21 protein-coding genes are annotated in these 15,762 nt (G+C 52.7%); 1 reads left to right on the plus strand and 20 read right to left on the minus strand.

All coding sequences use genetic code 11. The annotated features are described in order from the left end of the window. Nucleotides 1-28 precede the first annotated feature (28 nt). The 20 genes from BN1190_RS08950 to BN1190_RS09040 all read right to left on the minus strand — a co-directional run bounded on the left by BN1190_RS08950 (nucleotide 29) and on the right by BN1190_RS09040 (nucleotide 14,509). Entirely contained in the window at nucleotides 29-853 is an 825-nt protein-coding gene (locus BN1190_RS08950) for a TlyA family RNA methyltransferase (protein WP_040286580.1), read from the minus strand. After that, complete coding sequence (gene dxs / locus BN1190_RS08955) at nucleotides 850-2,748, minus strand: 1-deoxy-D-xylulose-5-phosphate synthase (RefSeq protein WP_040286581.1); 1,899 nt, start codon at nucleotides 2,746-2,748, stop codon at nucleotides 850-852. The genes BN1190_RS08950 and dxs overlap by 4 nt, the downstream gene beginning before the upstream one ends. Nucleotides 2,749-2,845: 97 nt before the next feature. Continuing rightward, on the minus strand, nucleotides 2,846-3,733 hold the full coding sequence (locus BN1190_RS08960) for a polyprenyl synthetase family protein (RefSeq protein ID WP_098060127.1): 888 nt from the start codon (nucleotides 3,731-3,733) through the stop codon (nucleotides 2,846-2,848). Further along, nucleotides 3,726-3,968: an exodeoxyribonuclease VII small subunit gene (locus BN1190_RS08965; protein ID WP_040286582.1), complete on the minus strand. Its 243-nt coding sequence runs from the start codon at nucleotides 3,966-3,968 to the stop codon at nucleotides 3,726-3,728. Before BN1190_RS08965 ends, BN1190_RS08960 begins: the two co-directional genes overlap by 8 nt. Continuing rightward, nucleotides 3,969-5,321 (minus strand): exodeoxyribonuclease VII large subunit, encoded by a 1,353-nt coding sequence (gene xseA / locus BN1190_RS08970; protein ID WP_040286583.1) that lies wholly within the window; start codon nucleotides 5,319-5,321, stop codon nucleotides 3,969-3,971. Nucleotides 5,322-5,397: 76 nt separating this feature from the next. Then, nucleotides 5,398-6,267 carry a bifunctional methylenetetrahydrofolate dehydrogenase/methenyltetrahydrofolate cyclohydrolase FolD gene (gene folD / locus BN1190_RS08975; RefSeq protein WP_040286584.1) on the minus strand — a complete coding sequence of 290 codons (870 nt, stop codon included), beginning with the start codon at nucleotides 6,265-6,267 and terminating at the stop codon, nucleotides 5,398-5,400. Nucleotides 6,268-6,291: 24 nt separating this feature from the next. Then, a complete protein-coding gene (gene nusB, locus BN1190_RS08980; protein ID WP_040286585.1) occupies nucleotides 6,292-6,663 on the minus strand; it encodes a transcription antitermination factor NusB in 372 nt (123 codons plus the stop codon). Between the two features lie 121 nt (nucleotides 6,664-6,784). Beyond that, on the minus strand, nucleotides 6,785-7,174 hold the full coding sequence (locus BN1190_RS08985; RefSeq protein WP_040286586.1) for an Asp23/Gls24 family envelope stress response protein: 390 nt from the start codon (nucleotides 7,172-7,174) through the stop codon (nucleotides 6,785-6,787). A gap of 16 nt (nucleotides 7,175-7,190) precedes the next feature. Continuing rightward, nucleotides 7,191-8,543 carry an acetyl-CoA carboxylase biotin carboxylase subunit gene (gene accC, locus BN1190_RS08990; protein WP_040286587.1) on the minus strand — a complete coding sequence of 451 codons (1,353 nt, stop codon included), beginning with the start codon at nucleotides 8,541-8,543 and terminating at the stop codon, nucleotides 7,191-7,193. Nucleotides 8,544-8,558: 15 nt separating this feature from the next. Then, on the minus strand, nucleotides 8,559-9,101 hold the full coding sequence (gene accB / locus BN1190_RS08995) for an acetyl-CoA carboxylase biotin carboxyl carrier protein (RefSeq protein ID WP_040286588.1): 543 nt from the start codon (nucleotides 9,099-9,101) through the stop codon (nucleotides 8,559-8,561). Nucleotides 9,102-9,251: 150 nt separating this feature from the next. After that, nucleotides 9,252-9,797, minus strand: coding sequence for a SpoIIIAH-like family protein (locus BN1190_RS09000; RefSeq protein ID WP_040286589.1), 546 nt, complete (start codon nucleotides 9,795-9,797; stop codon nucleotides 9,252-9,254). Further along, nucleotides 9,784-10,203, minus strand: a complete 420-nt coding sequence (locus BN1190_RS09005) for a hypothetical protein (RefSeq protein WP_040286590.1) — start codon at nucleotides 10,201-10,203, stop codon at nucleotides 9,784-9,786. The genes BN1190_RS09000 and BN1190_RS09005 overlap by 14 nt, the downstream gene beginning before the upstream one ends. A 75-nt stretch (nucleotides 10,204-10,278) precedes the next feature. Further along, nucleotides 10,279-10,425, minus strand: coding sequence for a hypothetical protein (locus BN1190_RS15045; RefSeq protein ID WP_179860768.1), 147 nt, complete (start codon nucleotides 10,423-10,425; stop codon nucleotides 10,279-10,281). A 28-nt stretch (nucleotides 10,426-10,453) separates the two neighbouring features. Next, nucleotides 10,454-11,356 carry a stage III sporulation protein AE gene (locus tag BN1190_RS09010; protein WP_052461775.1) on the minus strand — a complete coding sequence of 301 codons (903 nt, stop codon included), beginning with the start codon at nucleotides 11,354-11,356 and terminating at the stop codon, nucleotides 10,454-10,456. Nucleotides 11,357-11,365: 9 nt separating this feature from the next. Next, nucleotides 11,366-11,743 carry a SpoIIIAC/SpoIIIAD family protein gene (locus BN1190_RS09015; protein ID WP_040286591.1) on the minus strand — a complete coding sequence of 126 codons (378 nt, stop codon included), beginning with the start codon at nucleotides 11,741-11,743 and terminating at the stop codon, nucleotides 11,366-11,368. Further along, nucleotides 11,743-11,952 carry a stage III sporulation protein AC gene (locus tag BN1190_RS09020; RefSeq protein WP_040286592.1) on the minus strand — a complete coding sequence of 70 codons (210 nt, stop codon included), beginning with the start codon at nucleotides 11,950-11,952 and terminating at the stop codon, nucleotides 11,743-11,745. Before BN1190_RS09020 ends, BN1190_RS09015 begins: the two co-directional genes overlap by 1 nt. A 111-nt stretch (nucleotides 11,953-12,063) precedes the next feature. Next, complete coding sequence (efp, locus tag BN1190_RS09025) at nucleotides 12,064-12,621, minus strand: elongation factor P (protein WP_040286593.1); 558 nt, start codon at nucleotides 12,619-12,621, stop codon at nucleotides 12,064-12,066. Between the two features lie 20 nt (nucleotides 12,622-12,641). After that, a complete protein-coding gene (locus tag BN1190_RS09030; RefSeq protein ID WP_040286594.1) occupies nucleotides 12,642-13,700 on the minus strand; it encodes a M24 family metallopeptidase in 1,059 nt (352 codons plus the stop codon). Beyond that, entirely contained in the window at nucleotides 13,697-14,146 is a 450-nt protein-coding gene (gene aroQ / locus BN1190_RS09035) for a type II 3-dehydroquinate dehydratase (protein ID WP_040286595.1), read from the minus strand. Before aroQ ends, BN1190_RS09030 begins: the two co-directional genes overlap by 4 nt. A 60-nt stretch (nucleotides 14,147-14,206) precedes the next feature. Further along, nucleotides 14,207-14,509, minus strand: a complete 303-nt coding sequence (locus BN1190_RS09040) for a hypothetical protein (protein WP_144036085.1) — start codon at nucleotides 14,507-14,509, stop codon at nucleotides 14,207-14,209. A gap of 261 nt (nucleotides 14,510-14,770) precedes the next feature. On the opposite strand from BN1190_RS09040, the gene BN1190_RS09045 reads away from it, so the two are divergent. Beyond that, nucleotides 14,771-15,751, plus strand: a complete 981-nt coding sequence (locus BN1190_RS09045; RefSeq protein WP_052461776.1) for a DUF1385 domain-containing protein — start codon at nucleotides 14,771-14,773, stop codon at nucleotides 15,749-15,751. Nucleotides 15,752-15,762 lie beyond the last annotated feature (11 nt).

Raw genomic sequence — 15,762 nt, forward strand, 5'->3', positions numbered from 1 at the left:
CTTTCCTGAAACGCCGCTCCTTCATACATTAACTGCTCAAGGCTGAATGCGCCTCCATTGACAGCCGTTTAAAATCTTCTTCCTCGTATCCGGTGGCGGGGTCTTCTTCTGAAACAAGGTGGTAGAGAAACTCGATATTCCCTTCACCGCCCGTCACCGGCGAATATGTCATGTTCCGCAGACCGAACCCATTTTCCGCCGCAAATGCCGCCACATCTTTCAGCACCTGTACATGGACACCGGAATCACGGACAATGCCCTTCTTCCCGACATTTTCCCTGCCTGCTTCAAACTGCGGTTTCACAAGCGCGATCACCTCACCGCCTGGAACGAGGATTTTCTTAAGAGGGGGAAGGATCAGCGCCAGTGATATGAATGAGACATCGATCGTCGCGAATCCCGGTAATCCCTGCGTGAACATATCGGGTGTGGCATAGCGGAAATTGCACTGTTCCATCACTGTCACCCGTTCGTCGGACCGGATTTTCCAGGCCAGCTGGTTTGTGCCTACATCCAGAGCATAACAGTGCACGGCACCGTTCTGTAGCGCACAATCCGTAAAGCCGCCGGTCGATGAACCGATATCCAGCATGATCTGTCCGGAAGGGGACGTATCGAACTCATTCAGAGCCTTTTCAAGTTTCAATCCGCCTCTGCTGACATATTTCAGCGTATTCCCCTTCACTTGCAGCGGAGAGGAGGACTTGATCTTTTCCCCAGGTTTGTCCATCCTTGTTTCATTCGAGAACACCAGGCCTGCCATGATGGCACGTTTCGCCTGTTCTCTCGTTTCGGCGAGACCGCGCTGGACGAGGAGTATGTCCACCCGTTCTTTCGGATCGGTGTTGGTCATCGCAGCTCCTTTTTGCGGTCGGCTGCGGCAATCGCATCTGCTGTCATATCCGCAAGCACTGCCGGTGTCATGCCGATTTCAGCGAGCAATGCATCGACGTCGCCGTGTTCAATGAATTGGTCGGGGATTCCCATCCTGTAAATCGGCGCAGACACTCCGCTGTCGTCAGCATATTCCAGGACAGCACTGCCGAATCCTCCTGCCAGGATCGCCTCTTCCACTGTGATGATCGGTTTCCCGGCGGCGAACAGCTCATCGAGCATCGCTGTATCGAGCGGCTTGATGAAGCGCGCATTGACGACGGCTGCATCGATTCCCCGTTCAGCGAGTATTTCACGCGCTTCGAACGCCATGGGAATTGTCGTGCCGAATGTCAGGATCGAGGCATCCGCACCTTCTGCGAGTATTTCCCACGAACCGATCGGCAGCACCTGCAGCTCCTCATCCATCGGGATGCCGAAGCCGTTGCCTCTCGGATATCTCATTGCAATCGGTCCGTCATCATAGGCAATTGCGGTATTGACCATGTGCTGGCCTTCGTTTTCATCTTTCGGCATCATGATCACCATATTCGGCACATGACGGAGGAATGCAATATCGAATACACCCTGATGGGTCTCCCCATCCGCTCCGACCAGTCCGGCACGGTCAATGCCGATGAATACATTCAGGTTCTGACGTGCGATATCATGGACGACCTGGTCATAGGCGCGCTGCAGGAAGGTGGAATAGATGGACAGGAACGGTTTCATACCTTGTGTCGCCATTCCGGCAGCCATCGTTGCTGCGTGCTGCTCTGCGATACCTACGTCATAGAAGCGATCCGGGAATTCAGCCGCGAACCCTTCCAGCTTCGAACCGACCGGCATGGCCGGTGTAATCGTCGCCACCCGTTTATCGGTACGGGCAATCCGGGCGACCGTAGCTGCCACAAGTCCGCTCCATGAAGGACCTTTCGCAGGGGATTTCACGAAGTCCCCTGTCTCGATCTTGTAAGGGCCCGTCCCATGCCAAGTGCCGATCTTATCGTTTTCCGCCGGATGGTAGCCTTTACCTTTTTTCGTAATGACGTGCAGCAGTACCGGGCCTTCCACTTTTTTGGCATAGAGGAGGTTCCGCTCCAGCTCATTGAAGTCGTGACCGTCGATTGGCCCGAGATACGTAAAACCGAGCTCTTCGAAGAACATACCCGAGACGACGAGATACTTCAGGCTGTCTTTCAGCCGTTCCACGATGGAAGCCATCTTGCCGCCGACAGCCGGTATTTTTTTGATCAGGTCCTCAATATCGTCCTTGACGCTGTTGTACTTCCCGGCAGTTCTCAGTTTTCCGAGAATGGAGTGCAATGCGCCGACGTTCGGTGCGATGGACATCTCATTATCGTTGAGGATGACGATCATATCCGTCTTTTCGTGTCCGATATGGTTGAGCGCTTCAAGCGCCATCCCGCCGGTCAGTGCACCGTCACCGATAATAGGGATCACATGATTATGCCCGCCCTTGATATCCCGTGCTGCAGCCATGCCCATCGCAGCGGACAGGGAGGTCGAACTGTGTCCTGTCTCCCAGACGTCATGCTCGCTTTCCGCCCGTTTCGGGAACCCGCTCAATCCTTTGTATTTCCGGAGCGTGTCAAACTCGTCTGCACGGCCGGTCAGGATTTTGTGGACGTACGCTTGATGTCCGACATCCCAGATGAACTTGTCGTCAGGACTGTCGAAGAACTTGTGCAGGGCGATCGTCAATTCGACAACACCAAGGTTCGGTCCAATATGGCCGCCCGTGACGGAGCATTTATTGATGAGAAACTTCCGGATGTCCGCTGCCAGTTCCTTCATCTCTTCCGTATTCAAACTTTTAATATCCGATGGACTGCTGATCTTTGTAAGATCCATCTCTATCACACACCTTCATAAGTTAATCCCGCTGTCTTCGGCTAATTGTTCTTAGTATATCAACAACCGAGGGGACAGTACCATTTTGACGCCTTTCCTATGCCTGACGATCGATGATGTAATCAGCAATCCGGGCGGCGAGTGAATTGCTGCCGAGGCCGATTGCCTGCAGAGCATCGACCGCACGGCTGTGATGAAGCTTCAATTTCTCTTCGGCGCCTTCGAGGCCGAGAAGCGCCGGGTATGTGCTCTTCTCGCTCTCCATGTCTTTGTTTGCTGTTTTCCCGAGCTGTTCAGTGGATGCCGTCATATCCAGGATATCGTCTTTGATCTGGAAGGCGAGGCCGATATTGGATGAGAATACGCGCAGGTGTTCCAATGTCTCAGAAGAGGCCTGGGCGAGGAGTCCTCCGCACTCGACACAGCAGGACAAAAGCGCACCGGTCTTACGTGCATGGATGGTTTCAAGCTCCTCAAGCGACAGTTGCCTGCGCTCGCCTTCCATATCAAGGATCTGACCTCCGACCATTCCTTCGGCACCGGATGCTTTGGCCAGCGACTTGAGAAGGGCGACCACCGTCTCAATAGGTGTATGACGCAGCGAGGCGATCTCCTCAAAAGCAAGCGTTTGCAAAGCATCGCCGGCTAGGACAGCTGCGGCCTCCCCGAATACGATATGGTTCGTCGGATTGCCCCGTCGGAAATCATCATCATCCATGGAGGGCAGATCGTCATGAATCAGGGAATACGTATGGATCAATTCAATCGCTCCGGCAGTACGGACGGCGTCTTCAGACGTTTTTCCCAGATCTTCCAGAATTGCAAACAGAAGCAGCGGGCGGATACGCTTACCGCCTGCTTCGACCGAATAGGCCATCGCTTTGCGTAAAGTCTCCGGAATTTCCTTTCTTTCGAACAATTGCTCAAAATGGCTATGTAAAAGAGGAAGTTTTTCTTCCATGAACTGTTTCAGCTGTTCATTCACTTGCGTTCTCTCCTTCCGAAGGGTCGAACGGTGTGGCAGTGCCGTCCTTATCGACAATGGAAATGAGCTGTTTTTCCGCACTCTGCAGTTTCTGCTGGCAGAATGATGAAAGCTCCATCCCCCTCTTGTACAACGTGATGGAATCTTCCAGTGGCACGTCGCCTGTTTCGAGCTGCTGGACGATCTTTTCCAGCTGCAGCATCGCATCTTCGAATTTCATGGATTCGTTTTCCATTCAAGATTCCTCCTCAGTCAGTGTCACCGATATGATTTCCGCCTTGGCCTGTCCGTCCTGCAGCCTGACATCCACGATATCGCCGGTTTTCATGCCTGTTGCGCTTTTCACAAGGTCCTGCCCATTGTAGATGATCGTAAAGCCGCGTTCCATCACATGGAGCGGATTCAGCGCCTGCAGCATCCGGATGCCGGTCATGAACCGCTCCTGCCGGACTGCAGTCGAATGGGTGACGGCCCGGGTGAGCCTGCCTTCAGAGGCAAGCAGTTCTTTCAAACCATGTTGCACACGGACGAGCGGATTGACATATTTCAGGCGGGATACCGTCCTCCCGAGCTCCTGGTCTTTCCGCGACAGCAGGTCGTTCCGGCTGCGGGTCAGTCTTTCCTCCAGCAGCGCCTGTTTCTCGATGAACGGACGGTACAGGCGATCCGGATAGGCAAACGGATAGGAATCTTTCAGGCGGGTCAGCCTTTTCTGTTCAGTCTGCAGCCGGGAAGCGAGGAACCTGTAGATCACACGCTTCCTATCCAAAATGCGGCCTGCCAGTTCATCCTGCGCAGGAACCGCCATTTCGGCAGCCGCTGTCGGGGTCGGGGCACGCCGGTCCGCCACGAAATCCGCAATCGTCGTATCTGTTTCGTGCCCGACAGCACTGATCGTCGGGATTCTGCAGGAAAAGAGCGCACGTGCGACCGCTTCGTCGTTGAATGCCCATAAGTCCTCGATCGATCCGCCGCCCCGGCCGACGATCAGGACATCGAGATCCGTCCGCTGTCCTGCCTGGCCGATCGCCTCCACAATGGAGGGCACTGCCTGCTTTCCCTGCACAGCGGCCGGGAACAGGACGATTTCAGCCATCGGGAACCGCCGTCCGATGGTCGAACAGATATCACGGAATGCAGCACCGGACTTCGCGGTGATGACACCGACTTTCCGGGGGATCCAGGGAAGCGGCTGTTTCCAGCGCGGGTCGAACAGGCCTTCTTTCCCGAGCTGCTCCTTGAGCTGTTCAAAAGCGAGGAACAGAGCACCGACGCCGTCCGGTTCCATCGACTGGGCATACAGCTGATACTGACCGCTGCTTTCGTATACATTGATATCCCCGATAATAAGGACTTTCATGCCGCTCTCCGGCCGGAACTTCAAGTTGGCTGCATTGCCGCGGAACATGGCCGACTGGATTCTGCTTTTTTCGTCTTTCAGCGTGAAGTAGATGTGTCCGCTCGGATGGAGTTTGACATTCGACAGCTCGCCCTTAATATAGACATTCCGAAGGTGCCGGTCCGCATCGAATTTCCTCTTTATATACTTTGTCACCGCCTGCACGGTCAAATATGGATTGTTCGCCAAGCCGACTCCCTCCCCGCGTTTAAAAAGCTGTCTCTTTGGAAGAAACAGCAAAATCGTTCTCTATGTAACGGCTGATTCAGCCATTTGTGGAAATATAGTTGCTGCATGTTCGCTGCGCACTCTTCAGTGTGTTTTTCAGCAGCATCGTCACTGTCATCGGGCCGACCCCGCCGGGCACCGGTGTGATGGCGCCGGCTTTTTCTTTGACGCCCTCGAAATCCACATCGCCGCACCGTTTCCCGTTCTCATCCCGGTTCATGCCGACATCGATGACGACCGCGCCTTCTTTGATATGGTCGGCATCGATGAATTCCGCGCGGCCGATCGCCGCAATCAGGATATCCGCCTGCCGGGTGAATGATTTGAGGTCCCAGGTCTTCGAATGGCAATAGGTGACGGTCGCGTCTTCCTGGAGAAGAAGCTGTCCCATCGGCTTGCCGACAATATTGCTGCGCCCGAGGATGACCGCATGTTTGCCTGCGATGTCCACACCTGTCTGTTTCAGAAGTTCCATGATGCCTGCCGGCGTGCATGACAGGAAGGAATCCTGGCCGATGATCATCTTGCCGACATTTTCAGGATGGAAGCCGTCGACGTCCTTCTTAGGGGAAATCGCCTGGATGACAGCACTTTCGTCTATATGAGGCGGCAGCGGCAGCTGCACAAGGATGCCATGTATGGTTGGATCGGCATTGAGCCGGTCCACCGTATTCAGGAGTGCCTGCTGGCTGACGTCGACAGGCAGTTCAATCAGCTCGGATTTCATACCTGCCTCGATGCTCGATTTCTGTTTGTTCCGTACGTAGGTTCTGGATGCCTGATCGTCTCCGACCAGCACCACTGCAAGGCCCGGCCTGCAGCCGCGCTCGATCAGACGTTCCGTATCCGCCTTGATCTCTTTTCTGATCTTTTCACCAATCGCTTTACCGTCAATGATTACACCCATCGGACGCAACACTTCCTTCTTCAATTAAAACTTCGACAGGACTCCGTTCACGAACCGTCCTGATTTTTCATCGCCGAACGTCTTGCAGAGCTCGATCGCTTCGTTAACAGCGACTTTGTGCGGCACATCATCGTTGTAGAGCAGCTCAAATGCTGCCAGACGGAGCACTGTCCGTTCAATTTTAGGCAGACGCGCGAGTGACCAATTCTCCAATTTTGAAATGAGGACTTCATCAATTTCTTCCTGATGCTCTTTCGTGCCCTTTACGAGGGTTTCGTAAAACGGGTCAACCGGCCCTTCGATTATATAGCCGATCGCTTCTTCAGCCGGCAAGTCCATTCCATCCAGCTGGAAAAGTGTCTGGACCGCTTTTTCTCTCGCTTCTCTTCGTTTCATACGTATGGTCTCCTTCGTCGCTGTATCGATTAGGCTTTATCATAGCACATCTGCTGCATGAAGATACAGTAAGAAACGGCAAAAGCACCATCCGCGGATGATGCTCTTGCCGAAATATGTGTCATTGGTTTTGTTCTGACCGGATGCCGGTTACATGTATGTTCACTTCTCCCGCTTCGATCGAAGTCATGTGGAATACGGCTTCCCGTATTTTTTTCTGCACGTCTGCAGCCACTTGGGGGATGAACTGTCCCTCTTCCGCGATGCAATACACGTCGATGATCAGCCGGCCGTCCGCCCAATCCGTCTTGACGCCCTTCCCGTGCATGACTTTACCGAATTTCTCAGCAACCCCTGTTGCGAAATTCCCTGAGGTCATTACGATGCCCTCTACTTCGGAAGTGGCAATTCCGATGATGACTTCCAGTACTTCAGGTGCAAGTTCAATTTTGCCGAGATTCTCTCCCGCTGAGTTGTTCGCTTTGAAAAAGGCAGTTTGTTTTTCTGACATACGAGCCGCCTCCTTTTCAGTCGGATTTCATAACGTCATATTTTTCCAGGAATTTCGTGTCGAAATCTCCTGACTGGAATACTTCGTGATCCATCAATTTGTAATGGAAAGGTATCGTCGTCTTCACGCCTTCCACGACAAACTCATCCAATGCCCGCTTCATGCGTGCGACGGCTTCTTCCCGTGTATCCGCATGGACAATCAATTTCGCGACCATTGAATCATAGAACGGCGGGATTTTATAACCGGGATAGACCGCTGAATCGACGCGCACACCAAATCCGCCGGGTGCCAGATACATATCGACCAATCCCGGGGACGGCATGAAGTTCTTCTCAGGGTTTTCCGCATTGATACGGCATTCCATCGCCCAGCCGTTGATTTTGATATCCTTCTGCTTGAACGCCAGTTCCTCGCCCGCAGCCACTTTCAGCTGCTGTTTGATGAGGTCGATGCCTGTGATCATTTCCGTGACCGGGTGCTCCACTTGGATACGGGTATTCATCTCCATGAAATAGAACTTCTTGTTGATGTGGTCGAAGATGAATTCAACCGTGCCGGCACCGCGGTACTTCACGGCTTCCGCAGCCTTCACTGCCGCTTCGCCCATCTCTTTGCGCAGAGCAGGTGTCAATGCCGGGGACGGTGCTTCCTCGACCAGCTTCTGCATCCGCCGCTGGATGGAACAGTCACGTTCGCCAAGATAGACCGTATAGCCATGCTTGTCCGCGAGAACCTGGATCTCGACGTGGCGGAACACTTCGATGAATTTCTCAAGATAGACACCCGGATTGCCGAACGCGGCAGCCGCTTCTTTCTGCGTCATCTTGATGCCCTTCTTCAGTTCTTCAGGATCCCGTGCGACCCGGATCCCTTTACCGCCGCCTCCAGCGGTCGCTTTGATGATGACCGGGAAGCCGATCTCTTCCGCTACGGAAAGCGCTTCCTCTTCATCGGCCACCAGACCGTCCGAACCCGGAACAATCGGAACGCCTGCCTGCCGCATCGTTTCACGGGCAGCGTCTTTCGCTCCCATCTTCGCAATTGATTCGGATGAAGGACCGATGAATTCGATATTCACCTCTTCACACATTTCTGCAAAACTCGCATTCTCCGCAAGGAATCCATACCCCGGATGGATGCCGTCGCAGCCGGTCATTTTTGCGACGCTGATAATATTGGAAAAATTTAAGTAGCTGTCTTTTGACAGTTTCGGTCCGATGCAGAAAGCCTCATCGGCAATTTTGACATGCAGCGCATCACGGTCTGCTTCAGAGTACACAGCTACCGTCTGGATATCCATTTCCTTGCATGCCCGTATGATGCGGACCGCTATCTCCCCACGATTGGCGATCAGAACTTTTTTCATCTTCCGTTCCCCCTATCAGTTTTCTTTGACCAGGAACAGCGGCTGGCCGTATTCGACAAGCTGTCCATCCTGCACAAGGATTTCAACGATCTCCCCGGAAACTTCCGCTTCGATTTCGTTGAATAGTTTCATCGCTTCCACGATGCAGACGACATCTTCCTTGCCGACCTTCTTGCCGACCTGCACATAAGCTTCCGCTTCCGGTGAAGAAGACTTATAGAATGTGCCGACCATCGGAGAGACGATGCTCTTGAGAGACGGATCGGCCGCTTTCTCCTCAGCGGGTGCCGGTTTCTGTTCTTGTTGGGCAGAAGCCGGTTCTTTCGGAGTTTCCTGGACAGCCGGTTCCGGCTGGCGGGCTGCCTGGATGCCTGAAGTGGAATCCTGCACATCCGGAACTTGCTGCACCGGTTTGGCCTGTACGGGCGCCTGGACAGCTTCCTGTGCTGCACTTTTGACAATTTTAAGCTTTGTGCCTTCGGCTTCATACGTAAACTTGTCGATCGAAGATTGGTCGATCAGCTTGATGATTTCACGGATTTCCTGGATCTTTAGCATGAATGATTCTCCTGACTCCATATGGTTTTCTTGAACACCCTCATTCTCTATAGTAGACGTTTTTAACGGAATTTGAAATAGTTAACCTTTATTTGCGAGGGAAAACAAAGGAAAATAGAAAAAAAGACCCGTTATCGGGCCTTCAGCAGCTTACTTGTCACCTGTGAATTCAACCTGAACGCGCTGTGCGCCGTCCCAGCTCGCCATGACATACTGTGTGATCTCGGCTGCCAGTTTCGCTGAATGCCCTTCCGTCGACAGGACAGTCACGTTCACTTCCCCGTCTTCCGCCTTCACGAAGGCTTCCGGATACCCGAGTGCTTTGATCTGCAGCTCCAGAAGGGCTTCCGCCGATTCACGCTTTGTCAATGCTTCCATTTCATTGAACGCTTCGTTCTTCTCTTCAGCAGTATAGTCGGGGGAAGTCATTTTAGCGTTGAGTTGTTCCTGCATCTTGCTGCGCTCGTCCCGGACGACCATCCGCATCTCTTCGAATACATATGAATTCGCGAAAACCGGTGTCTTTTTATCGCCGTCCGCCTTTTTCGAACCGTCAGCGGTCTCTTTCATATCATCGGAAAAAATCTGGATACCATCAAATGATATAGGCGCCTTCTCTTTAATGTAGTAGATCGAAATAACTGCCACCAAGCTCATCAGTGTTAAAAACCAGACTGTGCGTTTATTGGTTCTCATCAGTGTTCCCCCTTTTTTTCATTTCCACGATTACGATCCGATGTTCGGGAATCTGCAGGACAGCTGACAGCAGCCGTGTCAGTTCTGATTTCACTCCCGGATTCCCTGCCCCTTCCGCCACGACCAGTACGCCGGTTGACGCGGTGTCTGCTGCGGAAGGCTGCTTGTTGAAGTAATCAGCGAGCGGCGAGCGTTCCTCTTTCAGTTCGGAAGGATGGAAATAGATAGCAACCTGTCCGACTCCCTCCATTTGGTTCAGCGCGTGTTCAAGTCCAGATGTTTCCGTCGTCCCCTCCTTCTTTTCCTCCTGTGTGCTGCTTTTCCAGGGAGGATTCAATAAGATGACCGCTAGAATCGTGATAGCTGCAAAGATGAGCACTTGGGCTTTCATACTCGGTTTTTCCATAGCATCACCATTCCGTTTTGTCTTCGAGATGAGGCCTGTTCATCTATGTTGCAATGTATGCGCGGTTTCGGCGAACTATAACCTGAACAGTGAAAAGAGGTTGGCGAGCAGCCAGATGCCGGCTGCCAGTCTGGCAAGCTGCGAAAATTCCCCCTGCCTCTCCTCAGGCAGCAGCAGCAGCAGTAAACCGGACAATATGGAGATGAGCAGTACACCGGTCAAAAAGATGCCATCTGCGGGTCACTCCCTTTCAGCCCCCCATCAGTTTCAGGAAGACGATGAAAAATAGAATGGTGTAGACGAACGCGAAGATCAGCAGGAACGTCAGGCTGCTCAGCACGAAAAGCGATCGGCCGATATCGTCCAGCACATCCGAGTACACCTCAGGCGCGAATGGTTCGATAATGGCAGCGCTCCATCTATAAAGGAATGCGATGAGCAGCGTCTGAAATACCGGCATAGCTGCGAGTCCCCAGAGTGTTGCCAGCAGCCAGCCGCCGGCCATGGTCCCGGCGCCCGATGAATAGCGTCCCAAGGCGCCTAAGCTGTCCGTAACAAATGAGCCTACAAACGGAATGTTCTTGCTGATAAGTTCTTTGATCGGCTCGCTCGCACTCTCAGAAAGTCCGAACGTCACCGCTCCCCCGGCTGTTATGAAGATCGAATAGGCTGCCACAATGGCGGACACGATGGAGAGCAGTGTGGTTCTGAGCATGTCCGATAGTTTTGCATAGGAAATACGCGGATTCAGATGGGTGATGATATCGAAGAGCAGAGCTGCTGTCATCAGAGGCAGCAGCAGCCTGTCTGCAAAGAAGACGGCCCCTTGCGCAAACAACAGCAGGGCAGGCTGGAAGCTGATCAGGCTCAGTACATTCCCGGAGATGGCCATGCCGGCTGTCAAAACCGGATAGCTTGCAACGAACAGGGCGGACACTGACTTCATCATCGTCTGGATGAGCAGTACTTGTTCGAATGCCGGCCGAAGAACCACCAGCAGAATGATGATGAAGAGCAGCTGTTTCGTCCATTCACTGTAGGATGGGAACAGATAGTTCAGAAGAGCTGCGAAGAGCGCGATGAGCAGGACAACCGCAAAACTTGACAGCAGGCTTCCGAGTATCGAGTGGATGAATTGGAGCAGGGCGATCATCCCCTTCGGTCAGGGCGTAATTAGCTGTGTCAGCTGCTGGATCAGACGGGCCAGGTGAGGAAGCCACAGCGACAGGATGGAGATTTTCACGGCGAGCTGTGCCAGTGTGGCCAGTGATCCATATCCCGACTCTTCCAGAAGGCTGGAGAGGGCGTGCTCCAGAAAGAACAGCAGGGCGCTGCCGATCAGCAGCGGGCCGAAGGGATCCGGGATCATCTGGAACGTCCGGTTCAAAGTCTTCAGGAATGGAAGCAGGACGGTCATCGTCACGTACCCGAGCAAGAATACGAACAATGCACTGTACAGCATCGGATGCAGCTGCGGAACCGCATAGCGGAGTGCCAATAGCAGCAGGAACACGGTGAAAAGCTGGAAGAGCAGTATCATTACATTGCCAGTGAGAGCCATTGGAGAAATTCGGAAATCTCTGTGAAGAAGATTTTAAGGAACCGGATCATCTCAACAGCGATGTACAAATAGGCGATGAAGAACAGGAAAAAGGAGAATTCCTTCTTTCCGGTCTGTTCAAAGAATATATGCAGGCAGCCGATCACCAGTCCGATGCCGGCGATTCGCAGCAGATCATTCAATTCCATCCGGCAGTCCTCCTCTGTTCCACTATACGCAGCCGCTTTCCTGAATATGAAAAACGCACAGCCGTCCGAGATGGACAGCTGTGCGCCGGATTTTTCATATGCTGAGCGGAATTACGCCCGGGAGACGTATTCGCCTTCTTCTGTATTGATGATCAGTTTGTCACCGATATTAACGAAGAATGGAACTTGGACAGTAAGACCGGTTTCCATCTTGGCAGGTTTCGAGCCGCCGCTCGCAGTGTCGCCTTTGATGCCCGGTTCTGTTTCTGCAACTTCCAGAATGACTGTGGAAGGAAGTTCAACACCAAGCACTTCTTCCTTGTACTGGATGACATGCACTTCCATGTTCTCTTTCAAGTAGTTCAATTCATCCTTGATCTGCTTTGCAGGGAGTTCGATCTGTTCAAAACTCTCGTTATCCATGAAAACATGATCGTCCCCGTTTGCGTACAAGTACTGCATCCGACGGTTGTCGATCTGTGCCTTTTCCACCTTTTCGCCAGCCCGGAACGTCTTCTCGTTCACGTTTCCGGAACGGAGATTACGCAGTTTCGAACGGACGAATGCCGCTCCTTTTCCCGGTTTGACGTGCTGGAAATCGATAACGCGCCAGATGTCGCCGTCCACTTCGATTGTAAGGCCTGTTTTGAAGTCGTTCACTGAAATCATGTTGTTTCCTCCAATTGCTGTTATAAAATTTGCAGTTCTTTGGTAGAGTGCGTCAGCCGCTCGCAGCCGTTTTCCGTGATGACGAGGTCATCTTCGATACGGACGCCGCCGATACCCGGCAGGTAGATGCCCGGTTCCGCAGTCACCGTCATATTCGGCTCGAGCACCATGTCGGACCGAGAAGATAACCCCGGTGCTTCGTGCACTTCCAGACCGATGCCGTGGCCTGTCGAATGGCCGAACGCATCACCGTACCCTTTTTCAGTAATGTAATCCCGGGCAATCGCATCCGCTTCCCTCCCAGTCATTCCTGGTTTGAAGCCTTCCACTGCCAATTTTTGAGCAGCTAGTGTAATCTCATAGATTTCCCGCATTTGTTCTGTTGGTTCGCCAACTGCGACAGTACGCGTAATGTCAGAGATGTACCCATTATACAACGCACCGTAATCCATTGTCACGAGTTCTCCGGATTGAATTTTTTTGTCGCTTGCCACACCATGCGGAAGCGCACCGCGGACGCCGGATGCGACAATCGTATCGAACGAAGACGAAGCGGCCCCCTGCTTGCGCATGAAAAATTCAAGTTCATTTGCCACTTCGAGTTCCGTCATACCCGGTTTGATGTATCCGCAAATATGCGTGAACGCATCATCCGCAATCTTGGCTGCCTGGCGCAGGATTTCGAGTTCTTCCGGCGTCTTGACGATCCTCAGCTTTTCAACCAGACCTGCAGTCGGCACAAGTTCCGCATCGACATTCGATTTGTACAGCTCGTACATACCATACGTCAAATCTTCTTTCTCGAAACCGAGTCTGCTGATTTTCATCGCTTTAACCTGTTCGGCCACTTCCTCGATGATCGTCTTCTCATGCTGGACGATCCGGAAATCTTTCACTTGCTCCGCAGCCTGCTCCATGTAGCGGAAATCGGTGATGAATACCGCATCGTTTTCCGATACGACGGCAATGCCGGCCGTCCCGGTGAAGTTTGTCATATAGCGGCGGTTGTAACCGCTCGTGATCAGCAGTGCATCTAATTCTCTCTCTTTCAGGACATCGCGCAGTTTTGCAAGTTTCACTTGTCATCATTCCTTTCCAGTTTGCGAATCAGTGCGAGGGCCGCCAGCTCATAGCCAAGCGTGCCGAGACCTGTGATCTGGCCCATGCATACAGGTGCCAGCATGGACTGATGCCGGAATGGTTCCCGGGTATGTACATTCGATATATGGACTTCCACGACAGGAATCCCGACGCCCGCAATGGCGTCACGCAGCGCGATGCTCGTATGCGTGTACGCACCCGGATTGAATACAATGCCGGAAACCGCTTCATCGGCAGCCTGGTGAATACGGTCGATCAGCGCACCTTCGTGGTTCGACTGGAAACAGAGACATCCGATATCATGGCTGTCACACAGTTCACGGAATCGGCGTTCCACATCCGTAAGTGTGTCATGACCATAGATATCGGGTTCCCGTTTGCCCAGCCGGTTCAAATTCGGTCCATTCAGCAACAGCAGCTTCACAATCCATCAGCCCCTCGTCTTTTTCTTCCTCATTTTATCACAACATTTTGACGAGGCCACCTATTTCGCTTTCCGATCCACTTCAGTCCGCATGAAGACCGCCGTACCGGAGACGAACCGCATGATAATCGCTGCAATGGCCAGCAGAGGAATTGAAATGGTGCGGACAGCTTCTTTTGCACCCGAAGGCGGGGAGATCACCCATTCCGCGGTACAAACGACGGCCAGCGCGGCTATGATCGAAAGGACGGACGGGGGCAGCGAGGCGGCCGCTGTAAAGATCAGATAGACGAGAATATAGAAGATCAGGAGAACGGCGAAAAGTGCAAACCATTTCACAAACCATGGGCGGCCCGCTAACAAAACGAGCGACTCCGTCCATCCGGTCGGCGACCAGCCGACGAAATGGAAAATGTGCAGGAATTTCAGGAACAGTGCACTAAACAGTGCAGCAACGGCTGAAGTCCAGAATAATGATTGTATATGGATGATGGTTCCCTCCTTTCTTCAAGTGTCGCCGAATTGAGAACTTTTAAACGGGAATGCTGGAGGGAAACCGCTTTTTCCTGTACAATGGAACAATCAGCATGAACAAATAGACTTACTATAGAAAGTGGGCTTTGTATGGAAGAAAACCGACAAACTCCTGCATACGGCGGGCAGGCGCTGATCGAAGGCGTCATGTTCGGGGGGAAACAGCATACTGTCACTGCGATCCGCAGAAAAGACGGATCCATCGACTATTTCCACGCGTTGAAAGAGACGAGCCCCGTCCGCCAAAAATTGAAGAAAATCCCGTTTGTCCGCGGAATCATTGCGCTGATTGAATCCGCAGGGCTCGGTTCGAAGCATTTGACGTTTGCAAGCGACAGGTATGACGTCCTGCCCGGTGAAGAAGAGGAGACTACCGAAGAAGAATCGTCCAAACTGGCAATGGTGCTGGGAGTTGCCGCGGTAGGTGTATTATCCTTCCTGTTCGGCAAATTCGTATTCACACTGTTCCCTGTATTCCTGGCAGGCTTGTTCCATTCGATCTTGCCCGGCAAGACGGTTCAGATCCTGCTGGAAACCTTCTTTAAACTGGCTCTTCTGCTCAGCTATGTGTCGCTCATCTCCATGACACCGCTCATTAAACGTGTGTTCAAGTATCATGGAGCGGAACACAAAGTGATCAACTGCTACGAGAGCGGTCTGCCGATGACTGTCGAGAATGTCCAACGGCAGTCACGTCTGCATTACCGGTGCGGCAGCAGTTTCCTGCTGTTCACGGTCATTGTCGGAATGTTCATCTACTTCCTTGTGCCGACAGATCCGTTCTGGCTCAGGATTGTCAACAGGATCCTTCTCATCCCTGTCGTACTTGGTGTGTCGTTCGAAGTTCTGCAGCTTACAAATGCTGTACGGAATGTGCCTGTCCTCCGGTATCTCGGATATCCAGGTCTGTGGCTGCAGCTGCTGACAACGAAAGAGCCGGACGACGACCAGGTGGAAGTCGCAATCGCTTCCTTCAATAAGCTGCTGGAAGTGGAAGTCCACGGCGAAGCCGTTTTGACAGATCCGTCACCATTATCGCCGGAAGCGGAAATGAGTACAGTGAACCTATAGCAAAAAAGGCA

Source organism: Sporosarcina koreensis (assembly GCF_000826145.2).
GTDB classification, from domain to species: domain Bacteria; phylum Bacillota; class Bacilli; order Bacillales_A; family Planococcaceae; genus Sporosarcina; species Sporosarcina trichiuri.

Coding starts and splice junctions, on each gene's coding strand:
- accC (WP_040286587.1), bottom strand. CDS start 8,543: ATGAAAAAAGTTCTGATCGCCAATCGTGGGGAGATAGCGGTCCGCATC.
- efp (WP_040286593.1), bottom strand. CDS start 12,621: ATGATTTCAGTGAACGACTTCAAAACAGGCCTTACAATCGAAGTGGAC.
- dxs (WP_040286581.1), bottom strand. CDS start 2,748: ATGGATCTTACAAAGATCAGCAGTCCATCGGATATTAAAAGTTTGAAT.
- accB (WP_040286588.1), bottom strand. CDS start 9,101: ATGCTAAAGATCCAGGAAATCCGTGAAATCATCAAGCTGATCGACCAA.
- BN1190_RS09005 (WP_040286590.1), bottom strand. CDS start 10,203: ATGGAAAAACCGAGTATGAAAGCCCAAGTGCTCATCTTTGCAGCTATC.
- BN1190_RS08985 (WP_040286586.1), bottom strand. CDS start 7,174: ATGTCAGAAAAACAAACTGCCTTTTTCAAAGCGAACAACTCAGCGGGA.
- BN1190_RS09045 (WP_052461776.1), top strand. CDS start 14,771: ATGGAAGAAAACCGACAAACTCCTGCATACGGCGGGCAGGCGCTGATC.
- BN1190_RS09015 (WP_040286591.1), bottom strand. CDS start 11,743: ATGATACTGCTCTTCCAGCTTTTCACCGTGTTCCTGCTGCTATTGGCA.
- BN1190_RS09010 (WP_052461775.1), bottom strand. CDS start 11,356: ATGATCGCCCTGCTCCAATTCATCCACTCGATACTCGGAAGCCTGCTG.
- folD (WP_040286584.1), bottom strand. CDS start 6,267: ATGGGTGTAATCATTGACGGTAAAGCGATTGGTGAAAAGATCAGAAAA.
- BN1190_RS09000 (WP_040286589.1), bottom strand. CDS start 9,797: ATGAGAACCAATAAACGCACAGTCTGGTTTTTAACACTGATGAGCTTG.
- BN1190_RS09020 (WP_040286592.1), bottom strand. CDS start 11,952: ATGGAATTGAATGATCTGCTGCGAATCGCCGGCATCGGACTGGTGATC.
- BN1190_RS08965 (WP_040286582.1), bottom strand. CDS start 3,968: ATGGAAAACGAATCCATGAAATTCGAAGATGCGATGCTGCAGCTGGAA.
- nusB (WP_040286585.1), bottom strand. CDS start 6,663: ATGAAACGAAGAGAAGCGAGAGAAAAAGCGGTCCAGACACTTTTCCAG.
- BN1190_RS08950 (WP_040286580.1), bottom strand. CDS start 853: ATGACCAACACCGATCCGAAAGAACGGGTGGACATACTCCTCGTCCAG.